Source organism: Nonomuraea sp. IBHARD001 (assembly GCF_056106265.1).
Genome location: NZ_JBWBBW010000002.1, coordinates 7566725 through 7582012, shown reverse-complemented (window position 1 = coordinate 7582012; position 15288 = coordinate 7566725). Strand labels below are relative to the sequence as shown.

At 71.5% G+C, this 15288-nt stretch carries 13 protein-coding genes; 9 read left to right on the top strand and 4 right to left on the bottom strand.

What is annotated here, in order from left to right; genetic code table 11:
• Nucleotides 1-87: 87 nt before the first annotated feature.
• Nucleotides 88-744 (top strand): GNAT family N-acetyltransferase, encoded by a 657-nt coding sequence (locus ACTWNK_RS36100; RefSeq protein WP_474309401.1) that lies wholly within the window; start codon nt 88-90, stop codon nt 742-744.
• On the opposite strand, the gene ACTWNK_RS36095 is transcribed toward ACTWNK_RS36100, so the two are convergent.
• Nucleotides 741-2051 carry a GH1 family beta-glucosidase gene (locus ACTWNK_RS36095; RefSeq protein WP_474309400.1) on the bottom strand — a complete coding sequence of 437 codons (1311 nt, stop codon included), beginning with the start codon at nt 2049-2051 and terminating at the stop codon, nt 741-743. The two genes, ACTWNK_RS36100 and ACTWNK_RS36095, sit on opposite strands and share 4 nt — an antisense overlap.
• Before the next feature lie 70 nt (nt 2052-2121).
• On the opposite strand from ACTWNK_RS36095, the gene ACTWNK_RS36090 reads away from it, so the two are divergent.
• Nucleotides 2122-2760, top strand: coding sequence for a TetR/AcrR family transcriptional regulator (locus ACTWNK_RS36090; RefSeq protein ID WP_474309399.1), 639 nt, complete (start codon nt 2122-2124; stop codon nt 2758-2760).
• A 7-nt stretch (nt 2761-2767) separates the two neighbouring features.
• Here the strand turns inward: ACTWNK_RS36090 and ACTWNK_RS36085 are convergent, their stop codons facing one another.
• Nucleotides 2768-3685: an aldo/keto reductase gene (locus ACTWNK_RS36085; protein WP_474309398.1), complete on the bottom strand. Its 918-nt coding sequence runs from the start codon at nt 3683-3685 to the stop codon at nt 2768-2770.
• A gap of 78 nt (nt 3686-3763) precedes the next feature.
• On the opposite strand from ACTWNK_RS36085, the gene ACTWNK_RS36080 reads away from it, so the two are divergent.
• Both ACTWNK_RS36080 and ACTWNK_RS36075 read left to right on the top strand, forming a co-directional pair.
• A complete protein-coding gene (locus tag ACTWNK_RS36080; RefSeq protein WP_474309397.1) occupies nt 3764-4123 on the top strand; it encodes a MerR family transcriptional regulator in 360 nt (119 codons plus the stop codon).
• A 42-nt stretch (nt 4124-4165) separates the two neighbouring features.
• Nucleotides 4166-5620 (top strand): peptidoglycan D,D-transpeptidase FtsI family protein, encoded by a 1455-nt coding sequence (locus ACTWNK_RS36075; protein WP_474309396.1) that lies wholly within the window; start codon nt 4166-4168, stop codon nt 5618-5620.
• A 1-nt stretch (nt 5621) separates the two neighbouring features.
• Here the strand turns inward: ACTWNK_RS36075 and ACTWNK_RS36070 are convergent, their stop codons facing one another.
• Nucleotides 5622-7520, bottom strand: a complete 1899-nt coding sequence (locus tag ACTWNK_RS36070) for an ABC transporter ATP-binding protein (RefSeq protein WP_474309395.1) — start codon at nt 7518-7520, stop codon at nt 5622-5624.
• A 116-nt stretch (nt 7521-7636) separates the two neighbouring features.
• On the opposite strand from ACTWNK_RS36070, the gene ACTWNK_RS36065 reads away from it, so the two are divergent.
• Nucleotides 7637-10012: an ATP-binding protein gene (locus tag ACTWNK_RS36065; RefSeq protein WP_474309394.1), complete on the top strand. Its 2376-nt coding sequence runs from the start codon at nt 7637-7639 to the stop codon at nt 10010-10012.
• Nucleotides 10013-10386: 374 nt separating this feature from the next.
• Nucleotides 10387-11157 carry an AMP-binding protein gene (locus ACTWNK_RS36060; RefSeq protein ID WP_474309393.1) on the top strand — a complete coding sequence of 257 codons (771 nt, stop codon included), beginning with the start codon at nt 10387-10389 and terminating at the stop codon, nt 11155-11157.
• 48 nt (nt 11158-11205) lie between these two features.
• On the opposite strand, the gene ACTWNK_RS36055 is transcribed toward ACTWNK_RS36060, so the two are convergent.
• On the bottom strand, nt 11206-12189 hold the full coding sequence (locus ACTWNK_RS36055) for an ArsR/SmtB family transcription factor (protein ID WP_474309392.1): 984 nt from the start codon (nt 12187-12189) through the stop codon (nt 11206-11208).
• Nucleotides 12190-12255: 66 nt separating this feature from the next.
• On the opposite strand from ACTWNK_RS36055, the gene ACTWNK_RS36050 reads away from it, so the two are divergent.
• The 3 genes from ACTWNK_RS36050 to ACTWNK_RS36040 all read left to right on the top strand — a co-directional run bounded on the left by ACTWNK_RS36050 (nt 12256) and on the right by ACTWNK_RS36040 (nt 15281).
• Nucleotides 12256-13440, top strand: a complete 1185-nt coding sequence (locus ACTWNK_RS36050; RefSeq protein ID WP_474309391.1) for an MFS transporter — start codon at nt 12256-12258, stop codon at nt 13438-13440.
• Between the two features lie 67 nt (nt 13441-13507).
• Nucleotides 13508-14191: a (2Fe-2S)-binding protein gene (locus ACTWNK_RS36045; protein ID WP_474309390.1), complete on the top strand. Its 684-nt coding sequence runs from the start codon at nt 13508-13510 to the stop codon at nt 14189-14191.
• 19 nt (nt 14192-14210) lie between these two features.
• The gene (locus tag ACTWNK_RS36040; RefSeq protein ID WP_474309389.1) at nt 14211-15281 is read left to right on the top strand and encodes a glycerophosphodiester phosphodiesterase; all 1071 of its coding nucleotides are present in this window, start codon (nt 14211-14213) and stop codon (nt 15279-15281) included.
• The last annotated feature ends 7 nt before the right edge of the window (nt 15282-15288 follow it).

Genomic DNA, 15288 nt, shown 5'->3' with positions numbered 1-15288 from the left:
CAATAAGGTAAGGAGTGTTGGCATCTAAGACTCCTGCTCGCCTGGCCGGACGTCTGATGATCCGCACTGCCATAGGGGGAATGGCTCATGCTCGACACCAAGGTGGGAGCGCGTACGGAGATCGTCGAGGCGTGGGTGTCCGGCTGGACGCTCTCCCGTGCGACCGACGCGCCCGTCGCCCTGCCCTACGGCTACCGCATCACCGTGGGCAGGCCGGGGCATCTGGTCAGGCACGTCCTGCCACGCCTGGACCGGGCCGAGCTGCTCGACCTGGTCGATGGGCTCACCGAGCCGGGCACCTGGCTGAAGATCTGCGCCGAGCCCGGCGACGTGGCCGCCGTGCTGCCGGGGCGGTGGACGATCGGCGAGCCGGAGTACCTGATGACGGTCGCGCTCGGCGAGGCCGCCCGGGTCGCCCCGCCGTCCGGCTACCGCGTGCTGGTCGAGGAGGACGAGGGCGGCATCGCCGTCGAGGCGCGCCACGACAACGGCGAGCGCGCGGCACGCGGCCGGGTCTCGGTGACCGGCCGCTACGCCGTCGTCGACCAGGTCGAGACCGCGACCGCGCACCGCCGCCGGGGTCTGGGCAGCCTCGTCATGACCACGGTCGCGGCCAGGGCGCTCGGCGCGGGGGCCGACACCGGTGTGCTGGTCGCCTCGCCCGAGGGCAGGGCGCTGTACGAGTCGCTGGGATGGCGACTGGAGTCGGTCGTCACGGCGGCGGTCATCCCGGCCGCCTCCTAGTCCCGCAGGGCCGCCAGCCGGTCCCTGAGCCAGTGGTAGGAGGCCTTGGGGGTGCGCCTCTGCGTCTCGAAGTCGACATGGACCAGGCCGAAACGCTGGTGGTAGCCCTCGGCCCACTCGAAGTTGTCCAGCAGCGACCACACGAAGTAGCCCCTGACGTCCACCCCCTGGGCCATGGCGGCCCGCATGGCCTCGATGTGCCCGTCGAGGTAGGCGATGCGGTCGTCGTCGTGCACGGTGCCGTCGGGGGAGAGGTCGTCCGGGGCCGAGCAGCCGTTCTCGGTGATGTAGACGGGCGGCAGTGCGGCGCCGTACCTGCTGCTCAGGCCGGTCAGCAGTTCGCGCAGGCCGTCGGGGACGATCGGCCAGCCGAAGGCCGTGGTGGGGTGGCCGGGCACGCCGACGTCGGTGAAGGGCAGGCCGGGTGCGGTGGGGGCGGCGATGCGCGTGGGGTTGTAGTAGTTGATGCCGATGCCGTCCAGAGGCGTGTGGATGGCGGCCAGATCGCCTTCGCGCACGACCGGTCCGAGGTCGGCGCCGAACGCGTCGAGCGAGGGATAGCGGCCGAGCAGCACCGGGTCGTTGAACAGGCGGTTGTGCAGGATGTCGTAGGCGTCGGCCGCCGCCGTGTCGCCGGGTGAGCCGGACGCCGCCCGTACCGGTGTGCAGTTGTTGGTGATCAGCACCTTCCCCGGTCCGGTCGCGCGCAGGGCGGCGGTGGCCAGGCCGTGGCCGAGCAGCAGGTGGTGGGCCACGGGCAGGGCGTCGAGCATGAGGGCGAGGCCGGGCGCGTGCATGCCCATCGCATGGCCGAACGCCATGTGTACGAACGGCTCGTTCAGCGTGATCCACATCGGCACGCGGTCGCCGAGCCGCTCGCCGACCAGGGACGCGTAGTCGGCGAAGCGGTAGGCGGTCTCCCGGACGCCCCAGCCGCCCTCGTCCTGCAGGGCCTGCGGCAGGTCCCAGTGGAAGAGCGTGGCGGCCGGAATGATGTCGCGGGCGAGCAGCGAGTCGACGAGACGGTCGTAGAAGTCGAGGCCCTCCGTGCCGGCCGGGCCCTTGCCGGTGGGCTGGACGCGCGGCCAGGCGATCGAGAAGCGGTAGGCGTTGACGCCGAGCCCGCTCATCAACTCGACGTCCTCCTGCCACCGGTTGTAGTGGTCGCAGGCCACGTCGCCGGTGTGGCCGTCGCGGGTACGGCCGGGCTCGTGGCTGAAGGTGTCCCAGATCGAGACGCCTCTGCCTCCTGCTGAGACGGCGCCTTCGATCTGGTACGCGGCGGTAGCCGTACCCCACAGGAACATGTCTGGCCTCCTCGATGCGAGTTGGGCTCATGTTAACCACATGGGGGTGCGGATAGGCCAGGATGGAGTCATGACGAGTACCCTGCGCCGTCGCCCAGCCCAGCGCCGCAGCGTGGAGCGGGTCGAGCGGATGCTCGACGAGTGCGCGCGCCTGCTCGACGAGGTCGGATACGACGCGCTGACCACCAAAGAGGTCGCGCGCCGTGCCGAGGTGCCGATCGGCACCTTCTACCAGTTCTTCCCCGACAAGCAGGGACTGGTGCGCGCGCTGGCGCTGCGCAATCTGGAGGCGTTCGTCGCCAGTGTCACCGAGCGCATCGCGCAGGCCCACCTGGAGCACTGGACCGACCTCATCGATCTGGCCATCGACGAGTTCGTGCACATGAAACGCACCAGGGCCGGATTCGCGGTCGTCGACTTCGGCGAGGTGCTGCCCACGCCGGGCGGCCCCGCGATCGAGGGCACCGAGCGCATGCTCGACGCCGCCCTGGAGAACAATGTGATCGTGGCCGACCGGTTGCGGGCCCTCACCATCGACCTGCTCGGCGCGCCGAAGGGCACGGGACTCGACCGGGCGCTGCTGGTCGCGGTCGAGGCGACGGACGCGGTGCTCAAGCTGGCCTTCAGGGCCTCGCCCGAGGGAGACCCCGACCTGATCGCCGAGTGCAAGCTCCTGGTACGCCGCTACCTGGCCGACCACCTGCCGTAGGGCGGAGTCAGGCGGGCTCGTCCAGACGTGCGGCGAGCTCGGCGTCCAGCACGATCTCGGTCGCGCCGATGGCCTCCTCCAGCTGGGCCGACGAGCTCACGCCGACGATCGGCACGATGTCCTGGCGCAGCAGCCAGGCCAGGACGACCTGGTTGCGCGTCACGCCGAGCTCCCTGGACACCTCGCCCAGCACGCGCAGCCGTGCGGTCGTGCCCGCGTGGTCGTAGGCCTCGGGCACCGGCCGGTCGGCCCTGCCGGTGTAGGCGCCCGACAGCAGCGTGCTGTAGGCCCACAGCGTCAGGCCGTTGGCGTGCGTGTAGTCGAGCATCTCGGGCGAGACCTGCTTGTGCGCGCCCTCGGGCAGCGCGGCGCCCGGCCTCGGCCGAATGTAGGAGTGGCGCAGCTGCACATGGCTGAAGACCGGGTGGGCCACCCTGATCGCACGGGCCTGTTCGATGCGCCAGGCCGGCCAGTTGCTGGCGCCGCCCGCGCGGATGGTTTCGGTCTGCAGCAGGTCGTCAAATGCCTCCACAGTCTCCTCAAGAGGGACGGAACGGTCCTCAATGTGCGCCCAATACACATCGATGTAGTCGGACCGCAATCTCTGAAGACTGTCCTGCGCAGCCTTCTCGATCACCGGTCGGGACAGGCCTTCGGAGAACTCCAGCGTCCTGGCGTCCGGCACCGTGGGCCTGGCGCCGACCTTGGTGCTGATCACGACCCGGTCGCGTACGTTCCTGGCGGCGAGCCACGCGCCGATCGCCAGCTCGCTCTCGCTGCCGTCGCAGCCATCACGCCAGAACGGATAGTTGTTGGCCGTGTCGATACGGGTGCCGCCCGCGTCGACGAAACGGTCGAGGATGGCGTCGACCTCGGGTTGGGAGACGACGGTGCCGAAAAGAATGGTGCCCAGTGCGATGTTCACACCCCGAGGTTCGGTGCTGGAGTGGACTCCAGGTCAAGGCATTGACCTGGAGTCCACTCCAGGGGGGACAATCGAGGCGTGAGCGTCTACACACCGGCCGAGGTGGTCGAGGAGACCGGGTTCAGCATCGACACCCTGCGCTACTACGAGCGCATCGGCCTGCTGGAGCCGGTCGAGCGCAACGCGGCAGGTCAGCGGCGTTTCAGCGAGGGCGACGTGGGCTGGCTCGGCATGCTGCGCTGCCTGCGCGACACCGGGATGCCGATCGCCGGAATGCTGCGTTTCGCCGAGCTCGTCCGGGCCGGGGACCACACGGTCGGCGACCGGATCGAGCTGCTGGAGGAGCACGACCGGCGGGTGGAGGCCCAGGTGGCCAACCTGCGCGCCAGGCAGCGCTACATCCATATGAAGATCGCCTACTACCGCAGTGTGACCTAGGCTTGCCCGTCCCTTTCCCGCCGGGCTGTTAGACCAGGGGCCATGGCAGGACCCAGGGCGAAACGGATCAACATCCCCCTCCGCCGCGTGGCGCTCATGGGCGCCGCGATGTTGTTCGCACTCCTGGCCAACATCACCTACATCCAAGGGTTCGACGCCTCCGCGCTCAATGCCGACCCGCGCAACCAGCGCACGCTGATCGCCAGGTTCGACCACCAGCGCGGCACGATCCTCGCCGAGGACGGCACCGTCCTGGCCAGGAGCCGCAGGACCACGGGGCCCTACGCCTATCGCCGTGAGTACCCCGGCGGCCCGGTCTACGCGGCCGTCACCGGCTACCTCTCGCTCTACAACGCCACCGGCATCGAGCAGGCGCAGGACGCCGAGCTCTCGGGGGCCGACCCCAAGGTCAGGGTGCGCTCCCTGGTCGAGGACGGCACGGTCGGCGGGGCCAACGTCAGGCTCACCATCGACGTCAAGGCCCAGCGCGCCGCCTACGAGGCCCTGCGCAGGACCGGCAGGAAGGGCGCCGCCGTGGCGATCAGCCCCGCCACGGGCGCCATCCTCGCGCTGGTCTCCTATCCCTCCTTCGACCCCGGCCTCTACGCGACGTTCGACAGCGCCGAGCTGGCGAAGCGGGACGCCGCCCTGCAGAAGGACCCGGCGCAGCCGCTGCTCAACCGGGCCCTGCGGCAGAACTATCCGCCCGGCTCGACATTCAAGATCATTACGACGGCCGCCGGGCTGTCCTCGGGCGACTACACCTCCTCGACCGAGGTGGACTCGCCCGACGCGCTCCGGCTGCCCGGCACCCAGACCTATCTCCGCAACTCCGGCGGCCACTCCTGCGGCGACGGCAGGCCGCCGCTCGCCTACGCCTTCCAGATCTCGTGCAACACCACCTTCGCGACCATGGGCCTCGACCTCGGCCAGCGGGCGCTGCGCGAGCAGGCCGAAGGCTTCGGCTTCAACGACGACGAGCTGAAGGTGCCGCTGCCCGTGGCCAGGAGCGTCTACCCGACCAGCATGGACGAGGCCCAGACGGCGATGTCGGCGATCGGCCAGTTCGACGACAGGGCCACCCCGCTGGCCATCGCGATGATGTCGGCGGCCGTGGCCAACGGCGGTTCGCTCATGCGCCCGTACCTGGTGGAGGACGTCCGGCTGCCCGACGGTTCGGTGATCGCCAGGGCCGAGCCTTCGGAGTACCGCGCCACGATGAGCGTCGCGGCCTCCGACCAGCTCACCGCCATGATGGTCACCGTCACCAGGCCAGGAGGCACGGGTACGGCAGCGGCCATACCCGGCGTCGAGGTCGCGGCCAAGACCGGCACGGCCGAGAACGTCTCGGGCGCGCAGGACCACGCCGTGTTCACCGCCTTCGCACCCGCCGAGTCGCCCCAGGTCGCGGTGGGCGTGCTGGTGGAGCGCGCCGGGTTCGGCGGGGACGTCGCGGCCCCCGTGGCCAGGGAGATCATGCGCGCCGTGCTGGAGTAGCTCAGCGGTAGGCCGAGGCTTGAAGGGTGTAGAGCTCGGCGTAGAGGCCGTCGACGCGCATCAGCTCCTCGTGCGTGCCCTCCTCGGTCACCTTGCCGTGGTCGAGCACGTAGATGCGGTCGGCGTAACGCACACTGGCCAGGCGATGGGTGATGAGCAGCACCGTGCGCCCGTCGGCATGCGAGCGGATCCGCTCGAACAGGGCGTGCTCGGCGCGGGCGTCGAGCGCGGCCGTCGGCTCGTCGCAGATGAGCAGGGCGGCGTCGCGGTGGAAGCCCCTGGCCACGGCGATGCGCTGCCACTGGCCGCCGCTCAGCTCGTGGCCGTCCTTGAAACGCCGGTCGAGCAGCGTGCGGTAGCCCTGGGCCAGCTCGGCGATCACCTCGTCCGCGCCCGCCACGCGTGCGGCGGCCTCCAGCGCCTCCTGGCCCTTGCCGGTGCCCATCGTGATGTTGTACCTGGCGGTGAGCGGCCAGCGGGTGTGGTCCTGGGCGATGACCGCGGTGGCGCGGCGCAACTGCTCGGGGTCGACGCCCGCGAGGTCGACGTCGTCCCAGTGCACCGAGCCGCCGTCCGGCTGGTAGAGCCCGGCGAGGATCTTGGCGAGCGTGGTCTTGCCCGAGCCGTTCTCGCCGACGAACGCGACGACCTCGCCCCGCCGCACACGCACGTCGACGCCGCGCAGGGCGGGCTGGTCGGCGCCCGGGTAGGTGAAGGACACGCCGGTGGCGGCGATCGCGCCGAACGAGGCGGGCGCCGGGTCCCTGGGATCGCGGATCAGCCGGGCCTCGGCATCGGCGCAGAAGGACAGGAAGTCGGTGAAGTACAGCCCTTCTTCGTACAGCCGGTTGGTGGCGTACATGAGGTTGGCCAGCGACGACTGCCCCTGCCTGATGGCCAGGACCGCCGTGCCCGCCACCGCCAGCGCCAGCGCGCCGAACGCCAGCAGCAGCCCGAGCGCCGCATAGACCAGCGCCGTGCCGATCCCGCCGAGCGCCTCGCCGACCAGCCTGGCCACCGTCTGCCGTCTGGCCAGGCGCAGCAGCACCTCCTGCTCGGCCTTGGCCACCGCGTCGTACATCCGCAGCAGGAACGAGCGCATCGTGAACGAGCGCACCTCGGCCGCGGGCCTGCGGTCGGCCAGCAGTTCGGCGATGATCCACTTACGCCGGGCTGCGGGGATCAGCGCGTAGGCGGTGGTGTAGCGCATGCGGGCCGAGCGCACGGCGGCCCACGCGTCGGGCACCACGGCCAGCACGAGCAGCGGCAGCAGCACCGGATGCAGCACGCCGAGCACCCCGGCCACGGCCAGCAGGCCGACCAGCCCGCTGACCACGTCGATCGCGGTGGCGACCACGGCGTCGGCCATCGCCACGCCCCTGGCCCTGGCCCGCTGCAGCCCGTCGTGGAAGTCGGGATCGTCGAAGGCGACCAGCTCCACCCGGCTGGTCACACTGTAGAGCTGCTGCTCGGTCAGCCTGCTGACCTGCGGATCGAGCCTGGACTGGGCCCAGCCGGCCACGGCCTGCACACACGTGCGCAGGATCGCCGCGCCCGCGACCAGCGCCAGACTGGGCAGCGCCGCCTGCACCCGCGCGAGCGTCGGCCCCTGGGCGAACAGCGCCTCCAGCACGCCAGTCGTGGCCAGCAGGCCGAAGGCGGTGCAGACACCGCCGAGCAGGTTGAACGCCATGGTCGCCGCGGTGTCGCGCGGACTGGCCCGCCAGGCCAGCGCCATCGCCCTGCCCACCAGCGCGGGCAGCCGCCTGGCGATGGTCAGGAACCCGGCCTCGGCCAGCTCGTCGTCATGGGCGTGCCAGTTGGACACGGAGATCTCGCCGAGGTCGAGAGACTCCTCCTCGTTCTCAGGGGGACCCTCGTTCTCAGGGGGGAGCGCCATGACTGCAGTGTGAGCGCGGCCACCGACAGTTTGCCATCCCCCATCTTCTGGGCATGGATTGGTAGTCGGTGTCACACTTTCGGTGACGGTCGGCCCTCCGATTCCCCCGGGGCGTGATGACGATCCAGAACCTGCCGCACGAGCCGAACACCTTCGTCGGCCGTGAGGACGACATCGACGAGCTGCTGCAGCTGGCCCAGTCGGGACGGCTGGTCTCGCTCTGCGGCACCGGCGGCATCGGCAAGAGCAGGCTGTCGGTCAATGTGGCCAGGCTGCTCGCACCCGTCTTCTCCGGCGGCATCTGGCTGGTCGAGCTGGCCGACCTGACCCAGCCGCACCAGATCGAGCCGCGCATCGCCGCGACGCTCGGCATCGAACCCGAAGGCTCGCTCGTCGAGGCGCTGCGCGAGTGGACGGCGCTGCTGCTGTTCGACAACTGCGAGCTCCTCGTCGACGAGTGCGCGCGGCTGGCGGGCCGCTTCCTCGCCGAGTGTCCCGGGCTGCACCTCATGACGACGAGCAGGGAGCCCTTGCGCGTGCCCGGCGAGGTGGTCTGGCGGGTGCCGCCGCTCTCGGCCGACGACGAGGCGGTGCGCCTGTTCGCGGACAGGGCCTCGGCGGCCTCGCCCGGCTTCGTCCTCACCTCAGACAACGTGGCCGAGGTACGCCGCCTGTGCCGCACGCTCGACGGCATGCCCCTGGCCATCGAGCTCGCGGCCGCGATGACCAGGGCCCTGTCGGTGCGCCAGATCCTCGGCAGGCTCGACGACAGATTCAGACTCCTCACCCAGGGCGACCGTACGGCGCCGCCCAGGCACCAGACGTTGCGCGCGGCCGTCGACTGGAGCTACCAGATGCTCGCGCCCGACGAGCAGACCCTGCTGAGGTCGCTGGTGGTGCTCGGCCAGACGTGGACGCTGGAGACGGCCGAGGCGGTGTGCCCCGGCGGCGGCCTCGAAGCCGACGACGTGATGGGCCTGCACTCCACGCTGGTGGAGAAGTCGCTGGTCATCAGGGACGGCGAGTGCTACCGGATGCTGGAGACCGTGCGCGCCTACGCCCGCGAGCAGCTGATGAGGCACGGCGAGACCGAGGCGGTGCGCCGCAGGCTGCGCGACCACGTGACGCGGGCCATGACGACGATGATGAGCACACTGCGCTCGCCCGCCAGCAGGGAGTGGGAGGTGGCGCGCACCCAGTTCCACGCGATGGAGGAGCAGATCCCCCTGCTGTGGGAGGCGGTGCGCTACAGCCTGGACGCGGGCGACAGCGCGGCGGGCATCCAGCTGCTCGACGAGATCAGATGGCTGCTGACCGCCACCGGCCGCTACAGCGAGGCGCTCATCCTGCTGGACAAGCTGCTGGCCGCGGCCGACGGCGCGGGCAGGCTGCCCAGGGCGCTCGCGCTGATGTTACGCGCCGAGCTCGGCGCCAGGCAGGACGAGAGTGCGACCGGCGACTACGCCAGGGCCGCCCTCGAGGTGTTCGTCGCCGAAGGGCACAGGGTCGGCCAGGCCAGGGCACTCATGCTGCTGGGCGCCTTCGACGCCGACTGGCGCGCCAGCCATCCGCGTTCGTTCGAGCGGGCGCTGCAGCTGGTGCGGGAGGCGGGAGACACCTGGCAGGAGGGCGCGCTGTACTCCGTCTGGGGCTCCTTCACCAGGGCCGAGGGCCGCCTGCGTGAGGCCAGGCGGCTGCTGGAGGAGTCGGTGACCGTGTGCAGGGGCACCGGCAACCGCTGGGCGACCTCGATCCCGTTGATCGGCCTGGCGCAGGTGGCGTGCTCGCAGGGCGACTACGTCGAGGGCAGGCGCTACTACGAGGAGGCGCTCGCGCTGCTCGAGGATCTCGACTCCACGACCGAGCTGAGCAGGTGCAGGTTCGGGCTCGGCCGCTGCCTGACAGACCTGGGCGAGCTGGAGGAGGCCAGGGTCCAGCTGGAGATGAGCGTGCGCCTGGCCAGGAAGCTCGGCCAGCGGCAGTCGGTCGCCAGGAGGCTCGAGGCCCTGGCCCTGCTGTCGGCCAAGGAGGGCGACGAACGCCGTGCCGTACGGGTGCTCGGCGCGGCGGCGACGTTGCGGGCCGACCGGCACGCGGGCGGGTTCGGCGCCAGGGTGGAGGCGCTGCTCGAACCCGCCAGGACCAGGCTCGGCCGACCCATGGTGGCCGCGTGGTGGGCCGAGGGACAGGCGATGGGCATGGAGCACGCCATCGCCGAGGCGACGGGATCGCCGAGCCCCGGCCCTGTGCGGCAGGCGCAGGAACGCAGGGGCCGCATCCCCGCCCCGGTCGGCTCGGCGAGCGAGCTGACCGTGCGCGAGCAGGAGATAGCCGAGCTCATCGCCAGGGGCCTGAGCAACAGGGGCATCGCCGACGAGCTGGTCATCAGCCCCGCCACCGCCGCCAGGCACGTGGCCAACATCCTGGCCAAGCTCGGCTACTCATCTCGTACACAGGTGGCCACCTGGATCGTCGATCGCAGAGGCGACTGAGCGACCTCTCTACACATCTTCGCCTCGGTGCGGATACACCCTCGAATGGACAGCACGGTGCATGTGGGCGGCGCGGCGCGAGCCTAACGTTCTGGTTGTGATCGACCGGCGACGCCAGCTCCGCCCCCCGGTGCCTCGGGGGCGCACACCCAACTGGAGCGAGCGCCCGCAGTCGGTCAGTCGGGGACGCCGCGTGCCCCACAGGTCAGATCTCCTCGGAGGGGTGGGGGTCTCGGCCGGGGGCACGCGGCCGCGGGCTCGAGTCGCGCAGGGCTCGGGCCCGCCCACATTCAAGGGAGCCCTCCATGAATACACATCGGTATACATACATCGGCGCATGCTGTGGCCCGCATGCCCGCCGTAGCGTCGAACCCATGCGAACGACTGCCGGCACTGTACTCAGCGAGGTCTTCGGACGGGCGTGGGAGCGAGGCGACAGGCCCGCCCTGATCGACCTGACGGCCGGAGTCGTCTACGGCTACCGCAAGCTCGTCACCGAGGTGACCAAGGCCGCGTCGGGTCTGATCAGGCGGGGGGCGCGGCCGGGGCAGATCGTCGCCGTGCACGCCGAGGTGACGTGGGCGCAGATGCTCGCCGTGCACACCGTGATCGCCGCCGGTGGCACGGCGGTGCCGCTCACCCCGACCGGCGACGTGAACACGCTCGCGGCGCTGCTGTCGAGCTGCCAGGCGCGCACGCTCATCACCACCAGGCCGTTCGCGCAGGTGTCGGTCGACGCGGCCAACGAGTCGCGGGTGCGTCAGGTGATCTCGTTCGGCCGGGCGACCGACACGGTGGACTTCGCCGACCTGCTGCTGCTCGATCCGGCGCCGCTGCCCGTGGTGGAGCCGGGCGTTCAGGTCGCGCTGCTGCCCGTGTCCGGCGAGCGCCGCACGCACGAGGACCTGCTGGCGGCCATGGAGGCGCTCGACGAGTCGCTCAGGCTGACCGAGTCCGACGTGCTGCTGGTGACATGGCCGCCCTGCGGTGCGCACGACCTGGTGACGCTGATCTCGCTGGCGGTGGCCAGGGGGGCGCTGGTGGTGACGGCGCCGGGGCTCGACGACAGTGCGCTGCCCGGCACGGCGGCCGACTTCGGCGCGACGCTGGTGGCCTTCGCCGACGGCAGGATCGGCAGGGTCTGACCGCTGTCGGCCTCCTTCCGGCCTCCTTCCGGCCCTCTGTTGGCGCCGTCAGGGCGCATTGCCCGCCACGAGCGCGTCGCCCAGCGGGGAACGGGCGTAGAGGACGTGCCGGCCCGAACGCGAGCGGGTGAGCAGCCCGGCCGTGCGCAGGGCGGCCAGGTGCCCGCCGATCGTGCCCACGCCCTGCCCGAGCAGCCCGGCCAGATGCGTCGTGGTCGCGGGCGCGGCGAGCTCGGTGAGCACCCTGGCCCGGCTGCGGCCGATCAGCACCGAGAGCCCGTCGGAGGGCGCGGACGCCGGTGCGCCCATGCCCCTGGCGGGATAGATGAGGGCGTAGGGCCAGTCCTCGCTGAGATAGGCGCCGAGCCTGTCGCCGAACACCGTCGGCAGGAACAGCAGCCCGGCACCGCCCAGTGCGATCGTCTCCGGATGTGCGGGACGCATGGAGATCTCGACATGGCCCTCGCGCCAGCGCGCCTGCGAGCTGAGGTCCTCAAGGGCGGCGCCCCAGCCGTAGGTGGCCAGCCGGCCCGCCCGCTGGATGACGTCGCGTTCGAGCACGGCGTGGAACCTCGGCCAGTCGTGGCGCATGATCTCCTGCCAGACCGCGAGGAAGGCGTCGGCGACGTGTTCGGCGATCCTGTCGTCGTCGAGCAGGGCCGTCAGCGGGGCGGGCAGCGGCGGCAGTCCGGCCACGACGGTGGCGATGTCGCGCCTGGCCTGGTCGAGCGGCGTGCTCCTGACCGCTTCGAGCTCGGTCTCGAACGGCACGCTGACCCCGGTCGGCGGCGGCGCGATGAAGTCGACGTTGGCGCTGCCCCTGTTGCCGGAGATCGCGTCGACGGCCCTGAGCACCGGGTGCCGCTCGACGAGGGCCAGGTACTGGGGGCGGCGCAGCCGTACCCAATGGGTGTGCAGGCCCGCGTTCTGTTTGCCGGACAGGGCCCACAGGGCGTGCATGGTCTCCACCAAGGGGGAGATGGCGAACCTGCTGGCGGCGATGTCCTGCGGAGTGACCTCAAGGGTGATCATTCGCTCTTCTTTCGGATATGTCCGAAAGATTAGCTCGGCGAGGGGGATGCGCCGGAGCATCGGGGCGTGACGGATGTACACGAGCGGGGAGCCACATTCGGCGAGGTCTTCGCCGTCAGGGAGTTCCGGGTGCTGTTCGGCAGCTTCGCGCTGCTGGTGGCGGGCGACGCGGTCAAGATGCTGGCGCTGTCGGTGCTGGTGCTGGAGCGCACGGGCAGTGCGGGGCTTTCGGCCGCCGCCTACATGGCCGGATGGCTGCCCTTCATCGTCGGCGGGCTGTTGCTGCTCTCGCTGGCCGACCGGCTGCCGCCGCGCGGGCTGATGATCGCGGGTGAGCTGGTCAGGCTGGTGCTGTGCCTGCTGCTCGCCTTCGCGGGGCTGCCGGTCTGGGCGATGCTGGTGCTGATCCTGGTGACCGGGCTGTTCTCGCCGGTGTTCGGCGCCGCGCGCAGCGCCCTGCTGCCCGACGTGCTGCCCGGCGACCTGTTCGTCCTGGGCCGCTCGCTGCTCGGGGTGACGTCGGCGGGCGCGCAGATCGGCGGGATGGCGCTCGGCGGCGGCATGCTGGCGCTGGTGGGGGCGCAGGGGGCGCTCGCGGTGACCGCGGGGCTCTCGGCGCTTGCCGCCCTCGTCATCAGGATCGGCCTGCCGCGAAGGGCGGCGCGCGACTCGGGCGAACGCGGTGCGGTCAGGACCACGCTGCGGGTCAACAGGCAGCTGTTCGCCGCGCGTGACATCCGCGGGCTGCTGCTCTGCGCCTGGATTCCGGTGATCTTCCTGGCGGGCGCCGAGGCGGTGCTGGTGCCCTATCTCGGGCCGGGCGCGGGGCTCGCCCTGGCCGCCGCGGCCGGGGGGATGGCGGTGGGGGAGTTCGTGGTGGGCAGGTTCGTGGCGCCCAGGACGCGCGAACGGCTCTCCTTCCCGCTCGCGCTGGGGATCGGCGTGCCGTGGGTGGCCTTCTTCCTCGCGCCGGGGCTGGTGGGGGCGGCCGTGCTGGCGGCGTTGTCGGCCGGGTGCCTGGCCTACCAGCTCGGGTTGCAGCGCCGCTTCGTCGAGGCGGTGCCCGAGCGGGTGCGCGGCCAGGCGTTCGGGCTGCAGTCGGCGGGCCTCATGACGGGGCAGGCGGTGGGCGCGGCGCTGGCCGGCGGGCTGGCCGAGGTGCTGCCCGTGCACCAGGCCATCGCGTGGGTCGGCCTGGCCGGGATCGTCTCGGTGCTGGTACTGGTACGGCCGCTGCGGGGCGTTTCCTAGGCAGAACGCCGGACATGGACTGTGTTGCCGCGTGTACGGAGTGATACCTTAGGTAAGGCTAACCTATATGGGGGAATCACTCGTGCTGACCGAGGTGCTGGACAGGCTCGCCGCCGACCGGGGCGGCACCCTCGGTGTGCATCCCGCGCTCGTGGTCAGCCAGGACCCCTCCTGGACGCCCGTCGCCGACCTCGTGCGCCCGCCGTACGACCTGTTGCGTGACCTGGTGGCGCGTAACGCCGCGCGGTGGGACGCGCCGCAGCATGTGGGGGCCGTGCTGCTCTGGAAGGCCTACGCCTACTGGCACACCATGCCGATGGTGCTCGGCTGGGCGCTGGGCGGGCCGGTGCCGGTGATGCGGCTGGCCGACACCCTGGTCAGGGTGGAGGAGGAGGGCCTCACGGTGGCCGCGACGCGTGTGACCTGGGTGGAGGCCGACCGGCCGGCCGCCATCGCCTCGGCGCTCGCCGAAGGCCAGGCGCCCCTCATCGAGGCCATCTGCTCGATCGTCAAGGTCGGCAGGCGCGCGCTGTGGGGCTCGACGGCCGAGGCGTTCGCGCACCCGCTGACGCATGTCGTGCCCGGCGACTACATGGGGCTGCTGCGGGCCGTCGGCAAGCCGGTCGACGGGCTCATCGAGGTCGGCGAGGGCGGCTACCGGCGCCGCACGTGCTGCCTCTGGGTCACGCTTCCCGGCGTCGAGGCATGCGCCACGTGCTGTGTGCTCGCGGGCAACCGGGCGGCCATCTGACGCGCCTACCGTGCGCGTCATGATCTCAAGGACCGTGGCCCTACTGGTCACCTGTACCGTCGCCCTTGTGCTGCTACAACCCGATCTCGCCGCCGCAGGACGCCCGGAGCGCGACGCCCTCGTCATCGGGCACAGAGGCGCGAGCGCGCTGCGGCCCGAGCACACGCTGCTGTCCTACGAGACGGCCATCGCGCTCGGCGCCGACTACATCGAGCCCGACCTCGTCGCGACCAAGGACCACGTGCTGGTCGCCAGGCACGAGAACGAGATCTCGGGCACGACCGACGTCGCCGCCAGGCCCGAGTTCGTCTCGCGCAGGGCCACCAAGAGCATCGACGGCCGCCCGGTGACCGGCTGGTTCACCGAGGACTTCACCCTGGCCGAGCTGAAGACGCTTCGGGCCAAGGAGCGTGTGCCCGACCTGCGCCCGGCCAACACCGCGTTCGACGGGCTGGCCGAGATCCCGACGTTCGAGGAGGTCGTGGCGCTGGCCAGGCGGCACGGCGTGGGCGTCTACCCGGAGACCAAGCACCCGACGTACTTCGACTCGATCGGGCTCTCGCTCGAGGAGCCGCTGCTTCGGGTGCTGGAGCGCGGCGGGGTGCGCAAGGTGTTCATCCAGTCGTTCGAGACGGCGAACCTGCGCGAGCTGCGGGGGCGCACGCGCTTCCCGCTCATCCAGCTCGTCGCGGCCACGGGGGCGCCCTACGACTGGACCGCCGCGGGCGACAGCCGTACCTACGACGCCATGGTCACACCGCAGGGCCTGCGCGAGGTGGCGGGCTATGCCGACGGGATCGGCGTCGACACGCGCAGGGTGGTGCCGGTCGGCCCGGACGGGCGGCTGGGCGCGCCGACGACGCTGGTGGCCGACGCGCACCGCAGGCGGCTGCAGGTGCACGTGTGGACGATCCGCAACGAGAACTCCCAGCTCCCGCTCGACCACCGGCTGGGCGACGCGGCCAGCCCCGCCTACCCGAGGGCGACGGGCGATGTGGCGGGCTGGCTGACCAGACTGCTCGACCTCGGGATCGACGGCGCGTTCGCCGACGATCCCGGTCTGGCCTCGGCCGTGGTCGGGCGTCGCTGAGCGCGGC